The 23,747-nt window shown below is 65.4% G+C and carries 24 protein-coding genes; 16 read left to right on the top strand and 8 right to left on the bottom strand.

The genetic code is table 11. The annotated features are described in order from the left end of the window. Positions 1 to 118 precede the first annotated feature (118 nt). Entirely contained in the window at positions 119 to 1,564 is a 1,446-nt protein-coding gene (locus GGR00_RS07190; protein ID WP_184698810.1) for an amidohydrolase family protein, read from the bottom strand. A 28-nt stretch (positions 1,565 to 1,592) separates the two neighbouring features. Continuing rightward, positions 1,593 to 2,282, bottom strand: coding sequence for a GntR family transcriptional regulator (locus tag GGR00_RS07185; RefSeq protein WP_184698808.1), 690 nt, complete (start codon positions 2,280 to 2,282; stop codon positions 1,593 to 1,595). Between the two features lie 196 nt (positions 2,283 to 2,478). Here GGR00_RS07185 and GGR00_RS07180 point away from each other — a divergent pair, with 196 nt between their 5' ends. The 12 genes from GGR00_RS07180 to GGR00_RS07125 all read left to right on the top strand — a co-directional run bounded on the left by GGR00_RS07180 (position 2,479) and on the right by GGR00_RS07125 (position 14,066). After that, on the top strand, positions 2,479 to 4,050 hold the full coding sequence (locus tag GGR00_RS07180) for an ABC transporter substrate-binding protein (RefSeq protein ID WP_184698806.1): 1,572 nt from the start codon (positions 2,479 to 2,481) through the stop codon (positions 4,048 to 4,050). A gap of 97 nt (positions 4,051 to 4,147) precedes the next feature. Then, positions 4,148 to 5,140 carry an ABC transporter permease gene (locus GGR00_RS07175; RefSeq protein WP_055978183.1) on the top strand — a complete coding sequence of 331 codons (993 nt, stop codon included), beginning with the start codon at positions 4,148 to 4,150 and terminating at the stop codon, positions 5,138 to 5,140. Positions 5,141 to 5,149: 9 nt separating this feature from the next. After that, positions 5,150 to 6,085: an ABC transporter permease gene (locus GGR00_RS07170; RefSeq protein WP_184698804.1), complete on the top strand. Its 936-nt coding sequence runs from the start codon at positions 5,150 to 5,152 to the stop codon at positions 6,083 to 6,085. Between the two features lie 4 nt (positions 6,086 to 6,089). Further along, the gene (locus tag GGR00_RS07165) at positions 6,090 to 7,058 is read left to right on the top strand and encodes an ABC transporter ATP-binding protein (protein ID WP_184698802.1); all 969 of its coding nucleotides are present in this window, start codon (positions 6,090 to 6,092) and stop codon (positions 7,056 to 7,058) included. After that, positions 7,055 to 8,128 (top strand): ABC transporter ATP-binding protein, encoded by a 1,074-nt coding sequence (locus GGR00_RS07160; protein WP_184698800.1) that lies wholly within the window; start codon positions 7,055 to 7,057, stop codon positions 8,126 to 8,128. The genes GGR00_RS07165 and GGR00_RS07160 overlap by 4 nt, the downstream gene beginning before the upstream one ends. A gap of 10 nt (positions 8,129 to 8,138) precedes the next feature. Continuing rightward, positions 8,139 to 8,801: a flavin reductase family protein gene (locus GGR00_RS07155; protein ID WP_055978190.1), complete on the top strand. Its 663-nt coding sequence runs from the start codon at positions 8,139 to 8,141 to the stop codon at positions 8,799 to 8,801. Positions 8,802 to 8,858: 57 nt separating this feature from the next. Then, positions 8,859 to 10,049, top strand: coding sequence for an amidohydrolase family protein (locus GGR00_RS07150; protein ID WP_184698797.1), 1,191 nt, complete (start codon positions 8,859 to 8,861; stop codon positions 10,047 to 10,049). A gap of 9 nt (positions 10,050 to 10,058) precedes the next feature. Beyond that, the gene (locus tag GGR00_RS07145) at positions 10,059 to 11,531 is read left to right on the top strand and encodes an amidohydrolase family protein (protein ID WP_184698795.1); all 1,473 of its coding nucleotides are present in this window, start codon (positions 10,059 to 10,061) and stop codon (positions 11,529 to 11,531) included. 175 nt (positions 11,532 to 11,706) lie between these two features. Further along, a complete protein-coding gene (locus GGR00_RS07140; RefSeq protein WP_184698793.1) occupies positions 11,707 to 12,021 on the top strand; it encodes an ArsR/SmtB family transcription factor in 315 nt (104 codons plus the stop codon). Between the two features lie 2 nt (positions 12,022 to 12,023). Then, the gene (locus GGR00_RS07135; protein WP_184698791.1) at positions 12,024 to 12,488 is read left to right on the top strand and encodes an SRPBCC family protein; all 465 of its coding nucleotides are present in this window, start codon (positions 12,024 to 12,026) and stop codon (positions 12,486 to 12,488) included. Positions 12,489 to 12,512: 24 nt separating this feature from the next. After that, complete coding sequence (locus GGR00_RS07130) at positions 12,513 to 12,929, top strand: GFA family protein (RefSeq protein WP_184698789.1); 417 nt, start codon at positions 12,513 to 12,515, stop codon at positions 12,927 to 12,929. A gap of 246 nt (positions 12,930 to 13,175) precedes the next feature. After that, positions 13,176 to 14,066, top strand: coding sequence for an SDR family oxidoreductase (locus GGR00_RS07125; RefSeq protein WP_184698787.1), 891 nt, complete (start codon positions 13,176 to 13,178; stop codon positions 14,064 to 14,066). A 1-nt stretch (position 14,067) separates the two neighbouring features. Here GGR00_RS07125 and GGR00_RS07120 read toward each other — a convergent pair whose 3' ends face one another. The 3 genes from GGR00_RS07120 to GGR00_RS07110 all read right to left on the bottom strand — a co-directional run bounded on the left by GGR00_RS07120 (position 14,068) and on the right by GGR00_RS07110 (position 17,312). After that, a complete protein-coding gene (locus GGR00_RS07120) occupies positions 14,068 to 15,144 on the bottom strand; it encodes an HlyD family secretion protein (RefSeq protein ID WP_184698785.1) in 1,077 nt (358 codons plus the stop codon). Positions 15,145 to 15,150: 6 nt separating this feature from the next. Continuing rightward, the gene (locus GGR00_RS07115) at positions 15,151 to 16,713 is read right to left on the bottom strand and encodes an MFS transporter (RefSeq protein ID WP_055978442.1); all 1,563 of its coding nucleotides are present in this window, start codon (positions 16,711 to 16,713) and stop codon (positions 15,151 to 15,153) included. 155 nt (positions 16,714 to 16,868) lie between these two features. After that, entirely contained in the window at positions 16,869 to 17,312 is a 444-nt protein-coding gene (locus GGR00_RS07110; RefSeq protein ID WP_055978203.1) for a MarR family winged helix-turn-helix transcriptional regulator, read from the bottom strand. A gap of 212 nt (positions 17,313 to 17,524) precedes the next feature. On the opposite strand from GGR00_RS07110, the gene GGR00_RS07105 reads away from it, so the two are divergent. Next, positions 17,525 to 17,875: an ArsC family reductase gene (locus tag GGR00_RS07105; protein WP_210314975.1), complete on the top strand. Its 351-nt coding sequence runs from the start codon at positions 17,525 to 17,527 to the stop codon at positions 17,873 to 17,875. Here GGR00_RS07105 and GGR00_RS07100 read toward each other — a convergent pair. Next, positions 17,851 to 18,771, bottom strand: a complete 921-nt coding sequence (locus tag GGR00_RS07100) for a LysR substrate-binding domain-containing protein (RefSeq protein ID WP_343065526.1) — start codon at positions 18,769 to 18,771, stop codon at positions 17,851 to 17,853. The genes GGR00_RS07105 and GGR00_RS07100 overlap by 25 nt on opposite strands. Positions 18,772 to 18,886: 115 nt before the next feature. On the opposite strand from GGR00_RS07100, the gene GGR00_RS07095 reads away from it, so the two are divergent. Beyond that, on the top strand, positions 18,887 to 19,096 hold the full coding sequence (locus GGR00_RS07095) for a hypothetical protein (protein WP_055978207.1): 210 nt from the start codon (positions 18,887 to 18,889) through the stop codon (positions 19,094 to 19,096). Here the strand turns inward: GGR00_RS07095 and GGR00_RS07090 are convergent. Further along, positions 19,093 to 19,497, bottom strand: a complete 405-nt coding sequence (locus tag GGR00_RS07090; protein ID WP_184698781.1) for an MAPEG family protein — start codon at positions 19,495 to 19,497, stop codon at positions 19,093 to 19,095. The genes GGR00_RS07095 and GGR00_RS07090 overlap by 4 nt on opposite strands. 186 nt (positions 19,498 to 19,683) lie before the next feature. Between GGR00_RS07090 and sbmA the strand changes: the two genes are divergently transcribed. Beyond that, complete coding sequence (sbmA, locus tag GGR00_RS07085) at positions 19,684 to 20,961, top strand: peptide antibiotic transporter SbmA (RefSeq protein WP_055978210.1); 1,278 nt, start codon at positions 19,684 to 19,686, stop codon at positions 20,959 to 20,961. A gap of 184 nt (positions 20,962 to 21,145) precedes the next feature. Here sbmA and GGR00_RS07080 read toward each other — a convergent pair whose 3' ends face one another. After that, positions 21,146 to 22,141, bottom strand: coding sequence for a polysaccharide deacetylase family protein (locus GGR00_RS07080; RefSeq protein WP_184698780.1), 996 nt, complete (start codon positions 22,139 to 22,141; stop codon positions 21,146 to 21,148). 933 nt (positions 22,142 to 23,074) lie between these two features. On the opposite strand from GGR00_RS07080, the gene GGR00_RS07075 reads away from it, so the two are divergent. Continuing rightward, positions 23,075 to 23,740 (top strand): tetratricopeptide repeat protein, encoded by a 666-nt coding sequence (locus GGR00_RS07075; protein WP_184698778.1) that lies wholly within the window; start codon positions 23,075 to 23,077, stop codon positions 23,738 to 23,740. The last annotated feature ends 7 nt before the right edge of the window (positions 23,741 to 23,747 follow it).

The following is a 23,747-nucleotide window of genomic DNA, read 5'->3' as shown; positions in this document are numbered from 1 at the left end:
CGTGAACTTCGTGAAATCCTGTTAATCGGCCGGGTTCGGAGTTTCATCTCCCGCACGGTACAGGTCTGACAAGAGGCGACCGACAAAGCGTCGGCCGCTGGCCCTTGCTCGGGTGAGGTCAGATCGGCAGCGGCTGCCGTGCGTTGCGCCAGAATTCCTGCGGCTCTTCGAGCAGGTGCGTCAGGCCGACGCGCTCGAAGGCGAGCGCTGCCTGTTCCGCCGCGTCGGCGAGGATGTCGTCGGCGTCGAGATGATCTGTCCTGCGCCCGCGCATCAGCACCTTGCCGTTGACGATGACGGTGTCGACATCGGCGGCATTGGCGAAATGGGCGATGCGCGTCACCGGCATGACCGGCGGGTAGAGATGCGGCTTGCGCATGTCGACCAGCACGATGTCGGCCTTCTTGCCGATTTCCAGCGAGCCGAGCTCGCTCTCCAGTCCCATTGCCTTCGCCGCGTCGATGGTCGCCATCTCCAGCGTCTTGCCGGGCGGCAGATAGGCCGGGTCGCGGAAGTGGCGGCGGTGATAGTGCATGCACTGCGCCATGTGGCGGAACATGTCGTAGCCACGGTCGGGCGCAGCCGCGTCCGAGCCGAGGCAGACATTGACCCCGGCCTCGATCAGCTCCGGCACCGGGCAGCGGCCATAGACCGACATGATCGCGGAAGGGTTGTGGATGATCGACGCGCCCGTCTCCCTGAGTGCGGCGAAATCGTCCTCGGTAAGGTCGACGCTGTGGCCCAGCAGTGCGAACTCACCGAGGACGCCAAGATCGCGCGCCAGCGCGATCGAGCCGTCGCGGTGGCCGTCCTGGGTGAACAGCACGCTCTTGCGACGGCGCAGATCCATGATTGCCTCGCCCATCTCGACCACTTGCCGGCGGGCGTCGGCATCCGCCACCTGGGCGGCATAATAGACCGGCATCACCAGGCAGACGCCGGTGCCGCGGCCAGGCAGGTCGTTCCAGCGGTCGATCAGGATTTCGCTGACCTCCAGCTGGCGCTCGAACGACACCGTCACGTCCTTCGCCTGTCCGGCGTCGGAAAAATGGCGATAGCTGCGCGGGAAGGGCGGCCGGCCCGGGCCGACCGCCATGAAGGTGCGCAGGCCGGATTCGGCGGTCGCCCCGCTATGGGCGTCGCCGAAGGCCGGGTCGTCGGTGCGGTAGATGTCGGCGCCGCCGCCGAGCAGCGTCATCGCCGTGGTGATGCCGCCGCGCAGCCGCTCGAGCTGGGTCATCCGCGCTTCGGCACGCCAGAAGGCGGGCGTCGAGCCGCGCGCATAGATCTCCTCGCAGGCCTCGAACCAGGTGTCGACGCCGGCGCCGGCATTGCGCACCAGCCCGTGGCCGGCATGCGAGTGGCTGTCGATCAGCCCCGGCATCGCCACCATGCCGGTGCCGTCGATGCTGTCCCTGGCATCTGTCGGCGCGGCATCGCCGGCGGTGCCGATGGCGCTGATGCGGTCGCCGGTGACGGCCAGCCAGCCGCCCTCGATCACCCGGCGGTCCCGGTCGATGGTCACGATGGTTGCGTTGCGCACGAGGATGTCGGGCTGCGCCATGTCGTCTGCTTTCCGAGTTGCCGGCGGCTCAAAGGCCGAGAATGTCTTCCAGGTCGCGCGCGGTGACGCGGTCGCTTTCAAGGTCGAGCTGGTTTTCGATATGGGCGAGGTGGTGGTGCATGACGGCCAGCGCCTTCCTGGCATCGCGCGCGGTGATGCTGGCAACGATGTCGGCATGTTCGTCGGGACCGCAGTTCAGCACGTCCTTCTGCTGGTACATCGCCATGATCAGCGATGTCCGCGAGACAAGGTCGCGCAGCAGGCTGGCCAGGATCTGCGACTGCGCCAGCTCGGCGATCAGCATGTGGAACGCGCCCGACAGCCTGATCGCGCCGGCGACATCGCCGCCCTGGTGGGCCTTGCGCTCGGCCTCGACATGCTGGCCCAGCCGCGCGATGCCCTCGGCATTGATCGTCGCGCACAGCCGCTCGACCAGGCGCTCTTCGATGGTGCGGCGGGCGAAGAAAACATCGCGGGCCTCTTCGATCGATGGTTTGGATACAAAAGCGCCGCGATTTGGAACCAATGTGATCAGGCCGTCGCGCGCCAGATTCTGCAGCACCTGTCGAATGCGCGCCCGGCTGGCACTGAAGATGTCGGCGAGCTGCTCTTCCTTCAGCCGCGTGCCTGGGCCGATCTGCCGCTCGGCGATCGCATTCCAGATTTTCTCGTAGATGTCTTGATCGGTGGCATGTCGCTTGCCGGCTTCAATGTCCATCCGCTCCTCCTCCCGCCGGGTCCGAACATGCGACCCGCAACCTATTCAATCTCAAAAAGACAGGAAGTCAACAAATTTGTCGACATAGATTGTTGACAATAATTGGATACGATGTCAGCGTGAAATGGATGGAGCCCAAAGGCGCCCTGCAAACGAAACGGCGCGGGTCCATAGGTTCTGTAACGGGAGGAGTTCAATGAAGAAGTTCCTGCTCGCGGCCACCGCCGCGGCTTTGGTCCAGCTTGGCCTGATGGGCAATGCGAGCGCCGCCGAACTGCGCTACGCCGCGGCCGGCGACATTTACGGGCTCGACCCGCACTCGATGACAGACAGCTTCTCGATCAATTTCCTGCAGCACGTCTACGAGCCGCTGGTGCGCTACAACAAGGAGCTGAAGATCGAGCCGGCGCTGGCGCTTTCCTGGGAAGTGATCAAGCCTGACGTCATCCGCTACAAGCTGCGCCAGGGCGTCAAGTTCCAGGACGGTGCGGATTTCGGCGCCGACGACGTGGTCGTGTCGCTGATGCGCGCCACCGCCGAGAAGTCGCCGATCAAGGGCAACCTGCCGGCGCTGAAATCGGTCGAGAAGATCGACGACTACACCGTCGACCTGCATCTCTCCGGCCCGACGCCGCTGCTCAACAACTACCTGACCAACATTGCCATCTTCGATGCCGGCTGGCTCGAGAAGAACAATGCGGTGGCCCCCGTCGATGCCCAGCTCGGCGAGGAGGGCTACACCACCACCCACGCCAACGGCACCGGCCCGTTCAAGGTCGAGAGCCGCCGTCCCGACGCCCAGACCGTTCTCGTCGTCAACGAAGGCTGGTGGGACAAGCCCGAGCACAACCTGACCAAGATCACCTTCACGCCGATCACCTCCGACGCCACCCGTGTCGCGGCCCTGCTCTCCGGAGAGGTCGACATCATCACGCCGTCGCCGCTGCAGGATGCCAAGCGCATTGCATCCAACCCCGGCACCAAGGTGCTGGAGTCGCCCGGCCTGCGCTCGATCATGATGAACTTCAACATGCGCGATAAGCTGGTCGACGGCAACGTCGAGGGCAATCCGTTCAAGGATGCGCGGGTTCGCAAGGCCGTCTACCAGGCGATCAACATGGATCTCGTCCGCGACAAGATCATGCGCGGCAAGTCCCGCAATGCGGGCATGCAGATCGCGCCTGAAGTGCCTGGCTTCGATGCCAAGCTCAACGAGCGGTTCCCCTACGACACGGCAGCCTCCAAGGCCCTGCTGGCCGAGGCCGGTTATCCCGACGGCTTCCAGTTCAACATGAACTGCCCGAACGACGCCTACGTCAATGACGAGGAAGTCTGCCAGGCCATGACGGCGATGCTGGCTCAGGTCGGCCTCAAGGCCAAGCTGGTCACCGAGGCCCGCACCCTGCACTTCAAGAAGGCGCAGGAAGGCCAGACCGACATGTTCATGATCGGCTGGGCGACGCTGCCGATGCTCGACGGCTTCTCCGTGCTGTCGGCCATGCTGCACTCGCCCGAGGAGAAGCTCGGCACCTGGAATCCCGGCGGCTACAAGAACGCCAAGGTCGACGAGCTGGTCAAGAAGATCGACGTCGAGCTCGACGAGACCAAGCGCCGCGCCATGATGGTCGAGGCCTTCGGCATCACCGAGCAGGAAGTCGCCTGGCTGCCGCTGCACCAGCAGCCGCTGTCCTGGGCAGTGCGTGACAATGTCGAGGTCGTGCAGACCGCCGACGATCTGCTCCGCCTCTGGTACGCCAAGGTCAAGTAACCCGAACCGGGCCCCTGTCCTGCGAGGGCAGGGGCCTTTTCGCTACCGGCAAGCCCGCCGCCACGAAGCGGGCCTACCCCTCTAGGGAGCTGCGACGATGTTCGTATTCCTTGTCCGCCGTCTGCTGCAGGCCGTCATGGTCATGCTGGCCGTGGCGTTCATCGCCTTCCTGATGTTCCGGTTCCTCGGCGACCCTGTGAACAACATCGTCAGCCAGGACGCCACCCAGGTCGAGCGCGAGGAGGTGCGTCAGCGCCTGCGCCTCGACGACCCGCTGGTCATCCAGTACGGGCGTTTCGTCGCCAATGCCGCCAGCGGCGATTTCGGCATCTCCTACCGCAACAGCCGGCCTGTCAGCGCGCTGCTCGCCGAGCGCTTCCCCGCTACGGCAGAGCTCGTCCTTGTCGCCGCCATCCTGTCTTTGGCGCTCGGCATACCGCTCGGCATCTACACCGCGCTCAAGCCGCGCGGCGTCCTCAGCCAGGGGCTGCAGATATTGTCCCTGATCGGCATCTCCCTGCCCACCTTCGTCACCGGCATCCTGCTGATCCTCGTCTTCTCCGTCTGGCTCGGCTGGCTGCCGTCCTTCGGCCGCGGCGATGTCGTCGATGTCGGCTGGTGGTCGACGGGCTTCCTCACCGCCTCCGGGCTCAAGGCGCTGATCCTGCCGTCCTTCATGCTGTGCCTGTTCCAGTTGACGCTGATCATGCGGCTGGTGCGCGCCGAGATGCTGGAGGTGCTGCGCGCCGACTACATCAAGTTCGCCAAGGCGCGCGGCCTCAAGAACCGTGCCATCCACTTCCGCCATGCGCTCAAGAACACGCTGATCCCGGTCGTCACCATCTTCGGCCTGCAGCTCGGCGGCCTCATCGCCTTCGCCATCATCACCGAGACGGTGTTCCAGTGGCCGGGCATGGGCGCGCTGTTCATCCAGGCCGTCAACTTCACCGACGTGCCGGTCATGGCGGCCTATCTCGTCATGGTCTCGCTGATCTTCGTCATCATCAACACCAGCGTCGACCTTCTCTACAACGTCATCGATCCGCGCCTTCGCACCGATCCGACCCGGGCCACCGGGAAGGGCGCTTGACGGGAACCCATGACCATGAGTGACACCTCTTTCACCGGGCGTCTGCGCAGCTTCGCCGACAGCGACCTGTTCTACAGCTTCCGCCGTTCGAAAACGACGGTCATCGCCGCCATGGCGCTGGCGCTGCTGTTCTTCGGCGCGATCTTCGCGCCGGTCATCGCCCCCTACGATCCGTTCGACATCGCCCATCTCAACCTGCTCGACAGCGAATTGCCGCCGGCCTGGATGGAGGGCGCCAACCCGGCCTACTGGCTCGGCACCGACACCCAGGCGCGCGACGTTCTGTCGTCGATCCTCTACGGCCTGCGCATCTCGCTCTTTGTCGGCTTTGCCTCGGTCATCCTCGCCGCCGTGCTAGGCGTCTTCCTCGGCCTGGTCGGCGGTTTCGTCGGCGGCATCGTCGACGCCGTCATCATGCGCGTCGCCGACGTCCTGCTGAGCTTCCCGGCGATCCTGGTCGCGCTGCTGATCAATGGTGTCATGCGTGGCATCCTCCCCGCCAACCAGCACGAGAGCGCGGCCATCCTCGTTCTCGTGCTGGCCATCGGGCTCACCAACTGGGTGCAATACGCCCGCACCGTGCGCGGCTCGACGCTGGTTGAGCGCCAGCGCGAATACGTCCAGGCCGCCCGCACCATCGGGGTCGGCCGCCTGCGCATCATGCTCACCCACATCCTGCCCAACGTGCTCGGCCCGGTGCTGGTCATCGCCACCATCAATCTCGGCATGGCGGTGCTGACGGAAGCGACGCTGTCCTTCCTCGGCGTCGGCATGCCGGCGACCCAGCCCTCGCTCGGCACGCTCATCCGCGTCGGCAACGAGTACCTGTTCTCCGGCATCTGGTGGGTGGTGATCTTCCCGTCGGCAACGCTCGCCGTGCTGGTCCTCGCCGTCAACCTGATCGGCGACTGGCTGCGCGACGCCCTCAATCCGAAGCTGAGGTAAGGCCATGGCCCTGCTTGAAGTCGAAAATTTGAAAGTCGAGTTCCCCACGCGCAAGGGCGTGCTCACCGCCGTCGACAACGTCTCCTTCAACGTCGAACAGGGCGAGATCCTCGGCGTCGTCGGCGAATCCGGCGCCGGCAAGTCGATGACCGGCGCCGCCGTCATCGGCCTGCTCGAACCGCCCGGCCGCATCGGCGGCGGCCAGATCCGCCTCGACGGCAAGCGCATCGACAACCTGTCGCCCGACGAGATGCGCAAGGTCCGCGGCCGCCACATCGGCGCGATCTTCCAGGACCCGCTGACCAGCCTCAATCCGCTGTTCACCGTCGGCGAGCAGCTTGTCGAGACGATCCGCACCCATCTGCCGATGTCGGCGGCGGAAGCCAGGAAGCGCGCCATCGGCTGGCTCGCCGAGGTCGGCATCCCGGCGCCCGACAGGCGCTTCGACCAGTATCCGCACCAGTTCTCCGGTGGCATGCGCCAGCGCGTCGTCATCGCGCTCGCGCTCTGCGCCGAGCCGCGGCTGATCATCGCCGACGAGCCGACCACGGCACTCGACGTCTCGGTCCAGGCGCAGATCATCGCGCTGCTCAAGCGGGTCTGCCGCGAGCGCAACGCGGCCGCGATCCTCGTCACCCACGACATGGGCGTCATCGCCGAGACCGCCGACCGGGTCGCGGTGATGTATGCCGGCCGTCTCGCCGAGATCGGCCCGGTGGCGCATGTGCTGCAGAAGCCGAGCCATCCCTATACGGCCGGCCTGATGGGCTCGATCCCGCGCGTCGGGCCGCGCCCCGAGCGGCTGATCCAGATCGAGGGCTCGATGCCGCGCCTGACCGACATCCCCACCGGCTGCGCCTTCAATCCGCGCTGCCCCAAGGTCTTCGCCGAATGCCACCGCGTCCGGCCCGAACTGCGCCCGGTGGCCGACGGTGCCGCCGCCTGCCTGCTCTATGAAGGGGTGACGCCATGAACGCCGCACCGATTGCCGGAACCGGCCAGCCGCTGCTCCAGGTCAAGGGCCTGAAGAAGCACTTCGCCATGGCGAAGCCTTTCCTCAACCGCCTGCTCGAAGGCGGCGAACAGCAGACGGTCAAGGCCGTCGACGGTCTCGACCTCGAGATCCCGCGCGGCCAGACGCTGAGCCTCGTCGGCGAGTCCGGCTGCGGCAAGTCGACGGTCGCCCGCCTGATCATGGGCCTGTCCAATCCCTCCGGCGGTTCCATCCTGTTCGACGGCGCCGACATCTCGCGTGCGCCAGCCGGCCAGCCGGCGGACATCCGCCGCCGCATGCAGATGATCTTCCAGGATCCCTATGCCAGCCTCAACCCGCGCTGGCGCGTGGCCGACATCATCGCCGAGCCGCTGCGCACCTACGGCATGTGCGCCTCGCGCCAGGACGAACGCCGCGAGGTCGACCGCCTGCTCGAATTCGTCGGGCTGAACGCCAGGGACGGCGACAAGTTTCCGCACGAATTCTCCGGCGGCCAGCGCCAGCGCATCTCGATCGCGCGGGCGATTTCCACCAAGCCCGAGTTCCTCGTCTGCGACGAGCCGACATCGGCGCTCGACGTCTCCGTCCAGGCCCAGATCCTCAACCTGATGCGCGAGATGCAGCGCGAGCTTGGCCTGACCTACCTGTTCATCAGCCACGACCTCGCCGTGGTCAACTTCATGTCCGACTGGATCGGCGTCATGTATCTCGGCCGCCTCGTCGAGGTTTCGCCGGCGGCCGAGCTGTTCGCCAATCCGCAGCACCCCTACACCCGCCTGCTGCTCGACACGATTCCGGATCTCGGCATGTCGAAGCGCGACCGCCAGCCGGCCGCGGGCGAGGTGCCAAACCCGATCAACCCGCCGCCGGGTTGCCACTTCCATCCGCGCTGCGCGCTCGCCAACGAACGTTGCCGGAGTGAGGCGCCGGTGCTTCGCATGTATGATGGCGGCGTTCGCGCCTCTTGCCATGCGGTCGAGGAAGGGCGTGCTATCGAGCCGATCGTGGCGCAGGCAAGTGCCGTCCACCCGCTGCGGGCTGCGGTCTGAGGGAGAAAAAATGGATTTCGATTTCGCCGAACTGCCCGAGAACGACCGCTACCGCCTGCTGTGCAGCTTCGTCGGGCCGCGGCCCATCGCGCTCGTCACCACCATCGACGAGCACGGCTGCAACAATGCCGCGCCGATGAGCTTCTTCAACGTCTTCTCGCACGAGCCGCCGCTGCTCGTCCTCGGCATGCAGACGCGCCCCGACGGCACCGCCAAGGACACCGTCGCCAACATCAGGCGCTCCGGCGAGTTCGTCGTCCACATGGTCGACATGGCCATCGCCAAGGAGATGATCGTCACCGGCATCAACTTCCCCAGCGACGTCGACGAGATCGAGGTCGCCGGCCTGACCAGCACGCCCTCGGTCAAGGTCGCGGCACCCCGCATCGCGGAATCGCCCTGCGCCATGGAGTGCCGGGTGTCGCAGATCCTCGATTACGGCCGCCGCACCATCGTCATCGGCGAGGTCGTGCAGATGTATGTCCGCGACGAGTGCCTCGACGAGCGCGGCCGCTATGTCCGGCCGGAGGTCTACCAGCCGATCGCCCGGCTCCACGCCGACAACTACATCGCCGCCGACAACCAGTTCGTGCTCAAGCGCCCGGCCGAGCTTCTCCATCATGAGGAAGCCGCCGGCTACGCCGCGCCGAAGCCGGAAAAGGTCGCCGGCTGACCGCGCCGGGCGTCCGCGCCCGGCACCACCGAAATCCGACAATGCAGCGGTGCTGAAATGAAAGAACTCCTCCTCAGGAACGTCCGGCCCTTCGGCGGTGCCTTGACCGACATCCTCATCCGCGATGGCCGCATCGCCCGCATCGGCAAGGCCGAAGCCTCGACCGCCGAGGTCGAGGACGGCGGCGGCGCCATCGCCATTCCCGGCCTCGTCGAGGCGCACGCCCATCTCGACAAGTCGCTGTGGGGCATGGGCTGGCATGTCCACCAGGCCGGCCCCGCCCTCGAGGACAAGATTTCCACCGAGCGCCGCCTGCGCCGCGAACTCAACATCGATCCCGCCCGCCAGTCGGCGCGCCAGGTGGCGCTCGCCGCCTCACACGGCACCACGGCCATCCGCAGCCATGTCGACGTCGACACCGACCAGAAGCTGTGGTGCTTCGACGGCGTGGCCGCCACGCGCGAGCGCTTCCGCGATGTCATGGACATCGAGATCGTCGCCTTCCCGCAGTCGGGCCTGATGATCCGCCCCGGCACGCTCGAACTGATGGACGAGGCACTCGCCAATGGCGCCGATGTAGTCGGCGGGCTCGATCCCTGCGGCATCGACCGCGATCCCAAGGGCCAGCTCGACGCCATTTTCGGCCTTGCCCAGAAGCACGGCAAGCCGGTCGACATCCATCTCCACGAGGCCGACGACCTCGGCGCCTTCTCGATGGAGATGATCATCGAGCGCACCCGCGCGCTCGGCATGCAGGGCAAGGTCACCGTCAGCCACGCCTTCTGCCTCGGCATGACCGACCGTGCCCGCGCCGCAGCGCTCACCGAGCATCTGGCGCATCAGGATATCGCCATTGCCACCACGGCGCCCGCCTCGCGTCCCGTGCCGCTGGCCGCCGAGCTGCGCCGCGCCGGCGTCCGCCTCTGCGCCGGCTCCGACGGCATCCGCGACACCTGGGGTCCCTACGGCAATCTCGACATGCTCGAGCGCGCGCTGTTCATCGGCCTGCGCAACAATTTCCGCAACGACGCCGACGTCGAATACGCCCTCCACATCTGCACCCAGGGCGGCGCCGACGTCATGGAGATCGCCGATTACGGCCTGCGCGAGGGCGCCTTCGCCGACATCGTGCTGCTCGATGCCGAGACCGTGCCGGAAGCGGTCGCCGCCCGTCCGAAACGCAAGCTGGTGCTCAAGCGCGGCAAGCCGGTGGCCCGCGACGGCCAGGCCCTGTTCACAGTCGAATGAGAATTTGAAATGACCGAACCATTGCTCCTCACCGCCCGCTGGGTTGTCGGCCATGTCGGCGGCCGCCATGCCCTCTACCCCAATGGCGAAGTCGTCGTCTCCGGCGACCGCGTGCTCTTCGTCGGTCATGGCTACGAGGGCCCGGTCGCCCGCCGCATCGACTACGGCAACGCGCTGATCGGCCCGGGCTTCGTGGATCTCGACGCGCTTTCCGACCTCGACACCACCGTGCTCGGCTACGACAACCAGCCGGCGGCCAGGAAGGGCCGCATCTGGCCCGAGACCTACATGGAAAGCGGTCCCTTCGAGATGTACTCGGAGGAAGAACTGGCGTTCCAGAAGCGCTACGCCTTCTCGCGGCTGATCCGCTCGGGCATCACCACGGCGCTGCCCATCGCCTCGCTGTTCTACCGCCAGTGGGGCGAGACCGTCGGCGAGTTCAGCGCCGCCGCCGAAGCCGCGCGTGACCTCGGGCTGCGCGTCTATCTCGGCCCGGCCTATCGCTCCGGCAATTCACTTGTCCGCCGCGACGGCACCATCGATTTCCATTTCGACGAGGAACGCGGCCTCGACGGCCTCGCCGACGCCGTCGATTTCTGCCGCAAGTTCGAGGGCCAGGCCAAGGGCCTGATCCGCACCATGCTGGCGCCCGACCGCATCGAGACCTGCACGCCCGAGCTGTTGAAGGCATCGGCAGCGGCGGCCGAGGCGCTCGACGTGCCGATCCGGCTGCATTGCTGCCAGTCGCCGTTCGAGTACCAGAGCGTGCTCAAGCTGCGCGGCATGAGCCCGGCCGAATGGCTGGAAAGCCTCGGCTTCCTGTCGCCGCGCGCCATCCTGCCGCACGGCACCCATGTCAGCGGCCGCAATGGCATCGACCGGCCGGGCAGGGATCTCGAGATCCTGCGCGACGGCGGCGGCACCATCGCCCATTGCCCGCTGGTCTCCGCACGCCATGGCAACGCGCTGCAGTCGTTCCGCAAATATCGCGACATGGGCATCCGCATCGGCCTCGGCACAGACACCTATCCGCCGGACATGTTCCTCAACATGCAGGTCGGCATGATGCTCTGCCGCATCGAGGAAGGCGGCACAGACGGCTGCCGCTCCGAGGACTATTACGACGCTGCCACGACCGGCGGCGCCGACGCGCTCAACCGCCCCGACCTCGGCCGCCTGCAGGCCGGCTCCGCCGCCGACCTGATCGTCGTCGATTTCGACGACCCGTTCATGGGCCAGACCATCGACCCGATCCAGACGCTGATGCTCAACGTCTCGGCCCGGTCGGTCTCGACGGTGATGATCGCCGGTCGCTTCGTCATGGAGAACGGCGTCATACCGGGTGTCGACGACCGAGAATACCGCAAGCGCGCGCAGGCGCAGTTCGACGGCGTCATCGCCAAATATCCGCTGCGCACCTTCAATCATCCGCCGGTCGAGGAGATCTTCTCGACGAGCTACCCGACCCACCGCAAGGCGTAAGCCCCCGACGACCTTGCACGAAAAGGGCGCCACCACGCGGTGGCGCCCTTTTTGTTGCAAGCGGAGTTTGGAGCCTGCCGTGGTCTGCACGGTGTCCTTTGTCAGCAGGCATGCGCCGTGATTTGACATGCAGGTATTTACCTGCATATTATGATCTCACCGACGAGTGAGACCTATGGACACTGACAAGGTTTTCAAAGCGCTGGGCGACCCGACACGCAGGAGGCTGCTCGACCTTCTGTGTGAACAGAACGGGCAGACGCTTGGCCAGCTTTGCGAAAACCTTGAAATGGCCCGGCAATCCGCCACCCAGCACCTCGAAATCCTGGAGGCGGCCAATCTGGTGAGCACGGTCAGGCGCGGTCGGGAAAAGCTGCACTTCATCAACCCGGTGCCATTGCACGAGGTCTACGAACGTTGGGTGCGGAAGTTCGAACGTCAGCGGCTCACCCTGCTGCACGATCTGAAGAAGGAACTCGAAGGAGAGTGACGATGACCACGGAAAAGACCAGCTTTGTCTACGTGACCTACATTCTCTCGACGCCGCAAAAGGTGTTCGAAGCCGTCACCAGGCCCGACGTCGCAAGGCGTTATTGGGGCCATGAGAACGTCTCGGACTGGAGCCCCGGTTCGAAGTGGGAGCATGTCCGCGCCAATGACGAGCGCACCGTCGAGCTCGTCGGCAAGGTCATCGAAATCTCGCCGCCGTCCCGTCTCGTCATCAGTTGGGCAAACGCCTCGCAGGCCGCCGATCCGGCTAGCCACAGCCGGGTGACGTTCGAGATCGAGGAATATGAGAGCATGGTTCGGCTGACCGTCATTCATGACGAGCTCGAAGCCGGCAGCGGCATGGCGAACGGCATCAGCAAGGGCTGGCCGATCGTGCTCTCCAGCCTGAAGTCCTTCCTCGAAACCGGCCGAGCCCTCGACATTTTCGCCAAGCCGAAAGCGGCCTGAGGCCAGCCTGAAAGGAGATTGCCGATGACCAGGCTCTATGCCGGCGGATGTGCCTGCGGCGCGATCCGCTATGAAACGGGCAGCCAGCCCGTCTTCGAAAACCACTGCCAATGCCGCGATTGCCAGAAACGAAGCGGCACCGGGCATGGTTCATATCTGAGTTTCGCCGGCAAGGCCGATGTCAGGATAACGGGCGAAGCGAGAACCTGGCGGGTCGCAGCCGACAGCGGCGCCGAAAAGATCCACGCCTTCTGCCCGACCTGCGGAACGCCGGTCTACCTGACATTCGTCGCAATGCCGGATGTGATCGCGATCCACGCGGCCAGCCTGGACGACCCGGGCCAGTTCAATCCGCAGGCGGTCACATACACCATCCGCGGCCATGCGTGGGATACGGTGGATGCGTCTTTGCAGAAATTCGAGCGAATGCCGCACGGATGAACGGCCGGCTGATCCCAGGGCAATTCAAGGAAAAGTGTGCAGCGGTTTTCCTGGGATTGCGTCAAGACAAGAAGGTGGAGCGCTGTCGCGATTCGAAGCAAAGCGGAAGAATTCCAGGTCCTGTGGCCAAAGGATTCCCGCAGGATTGGTGATCTGATTCTGGATTGTTTTCGCCGGGCCAGTTTTTAGTCTCCGCGTCCGCCGATTTCAGCGGCGAAACGGTCGCAGTCAAACGAAAGCATACAAATGGCACATCAGCCCCGGAAACCAGTTGTCCTCGTGACCGGCGCCACCGGCCAAGTCGGTGGAGCGATCGTCCGTCTTTTGGCGGCGCGCACCGATCTGGATGTGGTTCTGGCCGTTCGCTCACCGGAGAAAGCTGCCCATTTCGGCTTGCCTGTCGTTGAGATGGACTATGACCGCCCGGAAACCTTGCTGCCGGCATTGCAGGGCGTAGACGTTGCGTTCCTGATGACCGGATACACCATCGACATGCTGCGCCAGAGCAAATCCTTCATCGACGATGCCAGGAAAGCAGGCGTCAAGCATGTCGTCCATCTGGGTGCTTGCGGCCCTGACGACACCAGGGTTCCGCATTGGGGCTGGCACCAGTTCGTCGAGCGATACATCGAATGGGCTGGTTTCTCCTTCACGCATCTGCGCCCGGAAGCCTTCATGCAGAATCTCATCGGCTATCAGGGCGACCGCGCCGCCAGCAATGGTGTCTTGTCATCGCATTTCGCCGATGCCCGTCTTAGCTGGGTCGACTGCGAAGACGTCGCGGCAGTCGCCGTCGAGTGCCTGGCTCGTCCCGACAGGCACAACGGCCAAGTCTATCGCCTCGGCTACGATGCGAAAACCCATGCCGACATTGCCGGCATCCTGACGGAGGAACTCGGGCAACCTTTTCGTTACGTGCCGCGACCGCCGGAAGAGGTGCTGGAATCGATAACCAACGGCCTCGAACCGGCCTATATGCGCAGCATCTACGAGCACTTCGTCATGCATGGGCGCAAGGAGATTCCCGGGGCGGATGAGGTGTTCGACAATTTCGAGAACATCACCGGGCGCAAGCCCGTAACGATACGCGACTTCGTGCGCAAGCACGAAGCCAAGTTCCGGTATCGGCATCCCTAGTCTAGTGTGCTGCCGTCTCGACCAGTTGCTGCGCCGCCGTGTCGATGCTGACCACCACCGACATGCCGGGCGCCAGCCTGTCGGCCATCGTCTGGCCCGGCTCGATGCTGATGCGCACCGGCAGGCGTTGCGCCACCTTGGTGAAGTTGCCGGTGGCGTTGTCGGGCCGTAGCACGCTGAATTCCGATCCCGTCGCCGGGGCAAAGCGCTCGACATGGCCGTCGAGCCGGGTGTGTCCCAGCGCATCGACGGTGAATGTCACCGGCTGGCCGGCCTTCATGCCGGCAAGCTGGGTCTCCTTGAAATTGGCGACCACCCAGATCCGCTCGGGCACCAGCGCCACCAGCTGCGTGCCCGGCGCCACATATTGTCCGAGCCGCGCGCCGACCTCGCCGAGCCGCCCGTCCTCGGGCGCCACGATGCGTGTGTTCTTGAGGTCGATCTCGGCGAGATGCACGGTTGCTTCCGCGCCCGAGACCGCTGCTTCCAGTGCTGCGCGGCTGACGATCGTCGCTTGCAGGTCTTGCCGCGTCACCTCGAGTGCGGCTTCCGCCTGGCTGTGGGCGGCGCGCGCCTGTTCGAGTGCGGTGCGCGACTTGTCGGCTTCGCTCAGCGTCGACACGCCGCGCGCCAGCAGCGGCTCGATCCGGCCCCAGCTTGCCCGGGCATTGTCATAGGCGACCTTGGCCGACGCGACCTGCGCCTCCGCAGACTTGACGCGCGCCTCGGCCGAATGCCGCTGCTGCTCGGAATTCGCCAGTGCGGCCTGCTGCGATGCCAGTGTCGCCCGCGCCTGTTCCAGCTTCTGGACGAAGATGCGGTCGTCGATCCGCACCAGCAGCTGCCCGGCCTCGACCTTCTGGAAATCCTGCACCGCGACTTCGGCGACAGTCCCCGACAGTTGCGGCGCCAGTATGGTCGGCTGGCCGCGCACATAGGCGTTTTCGGTGACCTCGACCGAACTCCTGAACGGCGGCAGTTGCCAGACATAGAGGATCAGCGTCAGCCCGGCGATGCCGAGGACGATGGCCAGGATGGTGCTGGCGGAACGCAGGAGATGGAGGCTCTTGGATAGCATGGCGGTTCACGTAGTGGCTGGAACTTGGGGCGCGGCGGTCCGGTTGCGGAGGGCCACGATGGCGATATGGGCGAGAAGCAGGACCAGCGACACCAGCGCGATCGCCGTGATCAGCAGGAAGGCGTCGTTGTAGGCCAGCACATAGGCCTCGCGCGTCGCCTGCTGCGACAGCAACTGCAGCCCCTCGGCGTTCAGCAATGCCTTGTCGGTGATGACGCGCGAATAGGCGCCGCCGAGCTGGGCCACGCGCTGCGCCACCAGCGGGTCGGTCAGCGCGATGTCTTCCACCAGCATGTTGTGGTGGAACTGCTCGCGGCTGGTGACGAAGGTGGTGAACACCGCCGAGCCCAGCAGGCCGCCCAGGCTCTGGGTGGTCAGGAACACGATGATGAAGCTGAGGATGTAGTTCGGCCCCTTCTTGAGCGCCGACATTAGCCCGCTCTTCATCGCCGGCGGCAGGATCAGCGCCCCGGCAAAGGCGATCAATGCCTGGCTGTAGAACACCTGCTCCGGCCGCGTCAGGTTGGTGGCGCGGCTATCCATGTACGCACCGATGGCGATCAGGATCAGCGCCGCGATGTGGATGCGCTCCTCCTTGCCGTGCTTCATCAGCGCAGCACAGGTCAGCCCGCCGGCGATCGAGGCGACCAGGATCACCCCATAGACCGAGCGCGTCTGTTCGTTGCTGAGGCCGAGCGCCTGGAACAGGCTGGAGGCGCCCAGCGTCTGCTCGGACAGCACCAGGCGAAACATCAGCAGCACGCCGGTGAAATGCAGGATCGGCGGGCTCGCCAGCCAGCGAATGTCGAGAAGCGGGTTCTCGCGGTTGAGCTCGATGACGGCGGCAATGGTGATGCAGGCCACGGCCAGCGCCAGCAGCACGCCGATCCACGGCGCTTCCAGCCACCAGTAGAGCCGCCCTAGCACCAGCACGATGGCGGTTGCCCCGAAGCCTGTGGCGATCAGCAGGTAGCTGATCACGTCGAGCTTCCCGATCACCCTGGCGCGCGGCTGCGGCGCCAGCGGCAAGGCGTAGACCAGCGCGAAGGCGACCATCGCCATGCCGAGCTCGAACATGGTCACGGCATGGAAGCCGCCGATGTCGAACAGGGCGGGCGAGATCAGCCGCGCCACCGGCGATCCCAGCGCGATGCTGGTCAGCGCCAGCGGCAGGCCGACATTCAGCTTCTTTTCCGGCGAAAACGATTCCAGCATGTAGAGGAAGGCGAGTGTCGACATCGGTGCGGCCGCGATGCCGCTCATGAAGCGCACCGCCAGCGCCGACTGCAGGTCGGAGATGAACAGGTTGAGCACGCAGGCGACGACGAAGCCGAGGATGCTCAGCTCGGCGAAGTTGCGCAGGCCGTATTGCGTCCTGATCTTGATCAGCGCCAGCGCCAGCGAGACGTTCGGCGCCATGTAGGCGGCGACCAGCCACGTCGTCTCCGTCGCCGTCGCGCCGATCGAACCCTGGATCTGCGGCACGTTGGCGGCGACCAGGTTCATGCCCAGCCCCTGCGTCAGCGCCAGCACCACCGAGGCGCAGACATAGGCCGCGGCCATCGGCATCGGCTTGGGCACGAAGGCCGGGGGTGCTGGCGCCGGCGCAGCAGGCTGCGGCGCGACAGGCACCTCACTCCGGGTCGCCGTATCGGCTTGCCCGGGCTCAGCCCTCTTACCACGGCCTTCGCCGGTGTCCGGTGCCTGCTGCATCTCGGCCATCCCTATTCGCAGGCGGCCTCGCCGATGTTGCGGCTGAGCACGCTCAGCACGCGGGTGGCGCTCTCGATGTCGGCGTCGTCGACGCCGGCCAGCACCCGGTTGCGCAGCTCGGCGACGAAGGCCCGCATGCCGTCGGTCTCGCGCCGGGCGGTGGGCGTCAGGAAGATGCGTTTTGCGCGCCGGTCATCGTCGGTGGTGCAGCGCACCACCAGCCCCTTCTTTTCCAGTCCGTCGATCAGGCCGACCAGCGACGGCTGCTCGATGTGCATCTGCTCAGCCAGCTCGGCCTGCGTCTTGCCTTCGCACTCGGCGATCTGCATCATCAGCCGGGCGCGCGCCAGCGTCAGCCCGCGCTTCTTGACCCGGGCGTCGAACATCGTCCGCATCTTGCGGTTGACCTTCAGCAGTTCGTCGAAAAATGCCGCCTTCAAGGCTTCGTCGCTCATCTCGATCCCCTTTTTTATTAGTATGAAAATGATTAGCTTCCTATGTAATTAATCCCGAGGCGTTTTGCAAGGCGTACAGCACCGGCACCGGCGCCGCCGCGCGCTTGCCAAAGCGGCCTCGATGTACAAGCTAGCCGCAACCGAAACGGTCGAGTCGGCAATGCCGCCCGGCCGCCAGACGCGGAGGCCCGACCTTGCCCATCAACCCGACCTTGCCCATCAAAATGTACGGCATCAAGAACTGCGACACGATCAAGAAGGCCCGGACCTGGCTCGAGGGCCACGGCGTCGCCTACGACTTCCACGACTACAAGGCAGCCGGCATCGACCGCGCAACCCTGGAAAAATGGGTCGGCGAGTTCGGCTGGGAGACCGTGCTCAACCGCGCCGGCACCACCTTCAAGAAATTGCCCGACGCCGACAGGCAGAACGTCGACGCCGGCAAGGCCGTCGCGCTGATGCTGGCCCAGCCCTCGATGATCAAGCGCCCGATGCTCGATCTCGGCAGCCGCCGCATCGTTGGCTTCAAGCCCGAAATCTACGACGCTGCCTTTTCGGGCTGACATCCGAACCGCGCCATCGTCGCGGCGACCTCCTCGGCCAGCCAGCCTGAAAACTCCCTGACCTTGCGCTGCGGCCGCTCGGCCGCCGACGTCACCAGGTAGTAGCCGAGCCCGCTCGCCACCGTGATGCCGAACGGCGCCACCAGCCGCCCGTCGGCCAAGGCGTCGGCCGACAGCAACTGCCAGGCCAGCGCCACGCCCTGGCCGGCGATCGCCGCATCGATGCCGAGGATCGGGTCGGTGAAGGCAGGGCCCGCCGGCAGCACCGGGTAGGGCGCAAGCCCCGCCGCCTCGAACCAGCGCTCCCAGCTGATCATGGTGCTTTCGTCGGCGATGACCGGCAGCTGCGCGATGTCGGCCGGCCGCTTCAGCCTGGCCGCCAGCGCCGGCGCGCAGACGGGAAACACCTCCTGCGCCAGCAAAAGCTCCGCCCGCACCCCCGGCCACTTGCCGTCGCCCATGCGGATCGCCAGGTCGACGTCGGAATGGTCGAGATCGACAAGCCCGGTCGAGGCGTCGATCCTCAGCTTCAGCTCGGGAAAACGCTGGTTGAAGCGGCTGAGCCGCTGCACCAGGAAGCGCGAGGCGAAGGCCGGCGCCACCGACACCACCAGCATCTTCGAACTCGCCTCGTCGGCCAGCGCCACCGCGCGCCCCAGCTCCTGGAAGCCGCTCGTCAGCCTGGCGCAGAACTTGGCGCCGAACGCCGTCGGCGCCAGCCCCGTCCCGGTGCGCTGGAAGATCGCGCGACCCAGCTGCGCCTCGGTGCGGCCGATCTGCTGGCTCACCGCACTGGCCGAGACGCCCAGCTCCTCTGCCGCCTTGACCAGCGAGCCGCAGCGCGCCACGCTCTCCACCGCGCGGAGCCCGTTGAGATGCACGCGGTTGAGATGCACGCGATTGAGCGCCTGACTTGAGATTTTCTAAACTCCGTCGGCCAAGTTCTTGATTGTAGGAACAGCGTTTATAGCCGAATTTGAGTGAAAGGACCAACGCTTCGGGAGAAGTCAGATGAAGATTTTCTCAAGCCTCACCACCCTGCTGCAAGGCCGGCACGACAACCAAGGCAGCGACAGCGAACGCTTTCTCGCCTGGCTGCGCGATCCGCTGTCCCATCCCGACATAGAGCGCATGGATGCACGCGAGCTCGGCGACCTGCCGCTCGGTCGTGGCTTCAGGCGGGCCCTGCCGGTTCCGGGCGAGGGCGCCTGCCGCGCCTAGATGAGCGTGAGCGCATGGCCGAACACGCCGAGTGCCGCGGCAGCGATCGTCATCACGCTCAGCCCGAAGCCGGTGGCGCGCTGCCATTGCGCCGCCGTCTCATGCGTGAAGTGCCAGGCATGCACCGCCCGGCCGAAGGTGAAGGCCGCGCCCAGCACATGGATCGCCAGCGCCGGCGCGCCGAGTACTGCGGCAAGGCCGAGCAGGATCAGCATCACCGGCATGTTCTCGGCGGCGTTGGCATGGCCACGCATGGTCCTGCGCAGATGCTCCACCCCGCCGTCGCCGATCGCCACCATGTGCCTGCGCCGCACCAGCGCGGTCGCCATCGTCAGCCACAGCAGGATCAGGGCATTGAGCGCGGCATAGAGCCCGGCTGCGGCAAGGGCTGGCTGGTTCATCGCGGGTTCCGTGCTTGCATTGCCAAACTGTAATGGTCGGGGGCCGAAAATCGCCACGATCCGGCGCGCATTGCAATGTCGATGCGCCCGCGGGGATTCCCATCAGGCGCGAAGTATGACTTCATGCGGCAAATTGCATATGCCTCTTTTGCATGGGCCGCAGAACGCCGAAAGGAACCCTGAAGCGTGTTCGTATCCTTCTTCCCGCAGCCGAAGCTGTTTTTCTCCTCGGCTGCCGTCTGGAGCCTCGTCCTTGTCCTGGCTTGGTTCTTCGGAGGCGAACAATTGGGGGCCGTCTTCGGTATGCCGCCGGCGGCTGCCGACGCCCCCAAGATCATCGGCGTGTCGGTGTTCTGGTCGCCGCCCTTCCTGTGGTTCTACATCTATTTCTTCGTCGGCGTGATGATCTTCTACGCCTTTTGGGCCTGGTTCTCGCCGCATCCCTGGCAGCGCTGGTCGGTCCTCGGCACGGCGCTCATTCTGTTCGTCGTCTATTTCCAGGTCCAGGTCAGCGTCGCCGTCAACAACTGGTACGGCCCGTTCTACGACCTCATCCAGAATGTCCTGTCCAAGGCCACCACGGCGACCGACGAGCAGCTCTATTGGGAGGTCGCGAGCTTTGCCGGCCTGGCCTTGCTGGGCATGAACATCGCCGTCGTCAACGCCTTCTTCGTCAGCCACTGGATCTTCCGCTGGCGCATGGCGATGAACGGCTACTACATGGAACACTGGTCGCGCCTGCGCCACATCGAGGGTGCCTCCCAGCGCGTGCAGGAAGACACCATGCGCTTTGCCCAGATCATGGAGGGCCTGGGTGTCAACTTCATCGACTCGATCATGACGCTGATTGCCTTCACGCCGGTGCTCATCCAACTGTCGACCCACATCACGCACCTGCCGCTGCTGGGTGAAGTCAAGCAGCCGCTTCTGGTCGCAGCCATCGCCTGGTCGATCTTCGGCACGGTCAGCCTGGTTCTTGCCGGCTACAAGCTGCCGGGTCTGCAGTTCCGCAACCAGCGCGTCGAGGCCGCCTACCGCAAGGAACTCGTCTATGGCGAGGATCACGAGGACCGCGCCCAGCCGGCAACCGTCACCGAATTGTTCGCCAACGTCCGCCGCAACTACTTCCGGCTCTATTTCCACTACGTCTATTTCAACGTCGTCCGCTACACCTACCTTCAGGCCAACAACATCTTCTCGCTGGTCGTCATGGTGCCGTCCATTGCGGCCGGAAAGCTGACGCTCGGCCTGATGAACCAGATCAGCTACGCCTTCTCCCAGGTCACCAGCTCGTTCCAGTTCCTGGTCAATTCCTGGTCGACCATCGTCGAGTTGCTGTCGGTCTACAAGCGCCTGCGCGCCTTCGAGGCGACGCTCGTGGGCGAGGCGCTGCCCGACATCGACCAGCGCTATCTCGATCGCGAAAAGGCTGGCTTGAAGCCTAAAGACCAGCCGGTGGCGTGATTGGTCTGGCGCAACGTCCGTGCTGCCTCCCCCTTGTGGGGAGGGGTAAGGGGTGGGGTGAAGTTCTCCTACCCTCATGATTTTTGGATGATGGCCAGCGGAAGCGTTGGCAGTACCCCCACCCTCTATCCCTCCCCACAAGGGGGAGGGGGCGTCACCGTCCCGTTTGAAGAAAAGCCTCGCTTCACCCCCCGGTCTGCACCGGGGCGTCGTTGCGCCGCGCCACGAAGTCGGCATAGCTGATGCATTCGACGTCCGATTTCACGCACACCTCGCTGGCGAAGCGTTCCAGCGCGCGCCAATAGGCCCCGTCGTTCATCAGCGTGAAGTGGAAGCCGATCTGCAGCGGGATGCGGCCGCCCGCATATTGCGTGTCGAAGGCCTGCCGGAACGCGCCATAGGCGCGGTTTTCGTATGTCGCCGCTTCTTCGGGCTTGTCCACGCCGCCGGAGTGGCGGACGTACAGATTGTAGTCCATCGCGATGATGCGCCGCTCCGAAGGGCCCTCCGGAATGAGCGGCAGCGCAAACTCCATCATGCTGCCGTCGAGCCGGGGTTCTTCCGGCCCGCGCGACACGCCGCTGGCATTGTAGGCAAAACCCTTGTCGTGCAGCGCCGCCGTCAGGCCCTTGCTGTCGGACAGATATGGCGCCCGGAAGCCCTTCACCGAGGCGGCGATGCCGGCCCAGCCAGCCGGCTCGGGCACAATGCCGTTGATCTTGTAGGCATCGCGCATGATGGTCGAGAAGGCGTCGAACTCCTTGGTCCACTCGGCCTTGCTCCACTTGCCGCCGTCGAAATGGCCGCAGCCGTGGCTGGCTATTTCGTTGCCTTCGGCTGCGGCGAGATTGATCTGGCCAAGCCTGTCGGCCACTTCCTGCTTGTCCATGGCGAAGCCGACATTCGACCTGCCTGCCGATTTTCCCGGCGCCCGGTATTCGCCGCGCGTCTCGCGCGACAGCAGGAACACGCAGGACAGGAAATAGGTGAAGCGCGCGCCGGTGCGGGCGGCGAGGTTGCGGCTGCGCTGCCACTGGGCGACATCGTGCGCGCCGTCGAACGAGATCAGCACCACTTGCGGTTCCTTGACCTCGTCGACCTTGGGCGCAGGGCCGGCCGCCGCCGGCAGCGCCATCAGTGATGCGGACAACAGGACACTGAGGCGGAACGCTTTGGACATGGCGAACTTCGATGCGATTTCGGGGGCTTGGCGACAAAAGGCGGGTACGGCCGAAATGTGGCATGGATGCGTTCGCGGTGGAATGCGGCATGTAGCGTGGTGCTGGGTGCAGTTGGCCCGGCGTGGAATGTTTCTCCACGGTCGGTGATTGTTGTTGGGTCCTGCGGCTCCTGATCTTCATCGCCTCATTCCTTCGCACCCCCCTCTTGCCTGTGGGGTGAGATGCAGTCCGCGCAGCGGACGAAAAACCAACTGCTTGGCTTTTCGAGCATCGAACGCCGGCAGGGGGGGGGCGAAGGAATGAGAGGCCAGAAGTTTGCTTCACAAGGCACTGCCTCCGCCTTCCACGTGTCACCATCTGTCACCATGCCGCGTGGATAGCCGGCCCTGTTTCTCCACGCCCTCCAGACCTCCCTTACAATCCATGCCAGTTTCTCCCGCGGGAACGCCGGTCGCGACGGTGGCATGTGGGGAGGAACCGGCGCCTCCGCTCGTGGGCTAACGTGGCTCGCGGTCCGGGGAGGTTCCGTCCAAGGGTTCCCCTTCGGGCACTACGGCCCGGGTGCGCTGGACGATGCGCTAGTGGGGGCGCGGGCGAAAATGCCCTTGCCCCGGAAGCGGAACGGACGGGAACAGAAATCGCCGGCGGGGCGCGGACGTCGCGCCATTACTAAACTATCGGAAGGCACGGCCTCGCGCCCCGCTTCCCGAGCTTTCCTCATCCTGAGCTTGTCGAAGGATGAGCTTGTCGAAGGATGAGCTTGTCGAAGGATGAGCTTGTCGAAGGATGACAATGGCCAGACCGGAAACGGGGCGTGGCAAGGCAGGTTCTTGCCTTTCACCGAATTTCCACCCCGCCCCCTTCCATGGCGGCGAAATTCCGCTAAAACGCAGGCTCAAACGGCCCCGAGGGGGCAAAGGTGGTTGGATAGCATGTCGGACGACAGTTTCTTTCGTGAGGTAAACGAGGAAATTCGCCAGGAGCAGGCGAAGGCCCTGTGGGACCGTTTTGGCCCCTTGGCCATCGTGCTTGCCATCCTGGTCGTGATCGGCACGGGCCTTTTCGTCGCCTGGGAATATTGGGTCGAGACCGAGGCCAACCGCTCCGGCGACCAGTTCTCGCAGGCGCTGACGCTCGCCAACTCCGGCAAGGCCGACGAGGCGCTCGCCGCCTTCGAAGTGCTCGAAAAGGATGGCTACGGCGCCTATCCGCTGCTGGCCAGCATGCGTGCCGCCACCGTCCAGGCCGACAAGGGCGACTTCAAGGCTGCCATCGCCGGCTTCGACGAAGTCGCCGCTGACAGCTCGATCCCTGCCGTCATCTGCGACATCGCCCGCCTGCGCGCCGCCATGCTGCTGGTCGACCACGGCTCCTACGCCGACGTCTCGGCCCGCGTCGAGGCGCTGACCAACGACACCAATCCGCTGCGCCATTCCGCCCGCGAGGCTCTCGGCCTCTCCGCCTGGAAGGAAGGCAAGCTCGCCGACGCGCTCAAGCTGTTCGAGCAGATCGCTTCCGATGAAGGCGCCCCGCGCAACGCGCGTCAGCGCTCCAACCTCCTGGCCGAACTGATCCGCGGTTCCGGCAACGCGTCGTGATGCGGGC

It is taken from the genome of Aminobacter aganoensis, from assembly GCF_014206975.1.
GTDB classification, from domain to species: Bacteria; Pseudomonadota; Alphaproteobacteria; order Rhizobiales; family Rhizobiaceae; genus Aminobacter; species Aminobacter aganoensis.
The sequence above is the reverse complement of the archived record's forward strand: the minus strand, read 5'-3'. Positions and strand labels throughout refer to the sequence as shown.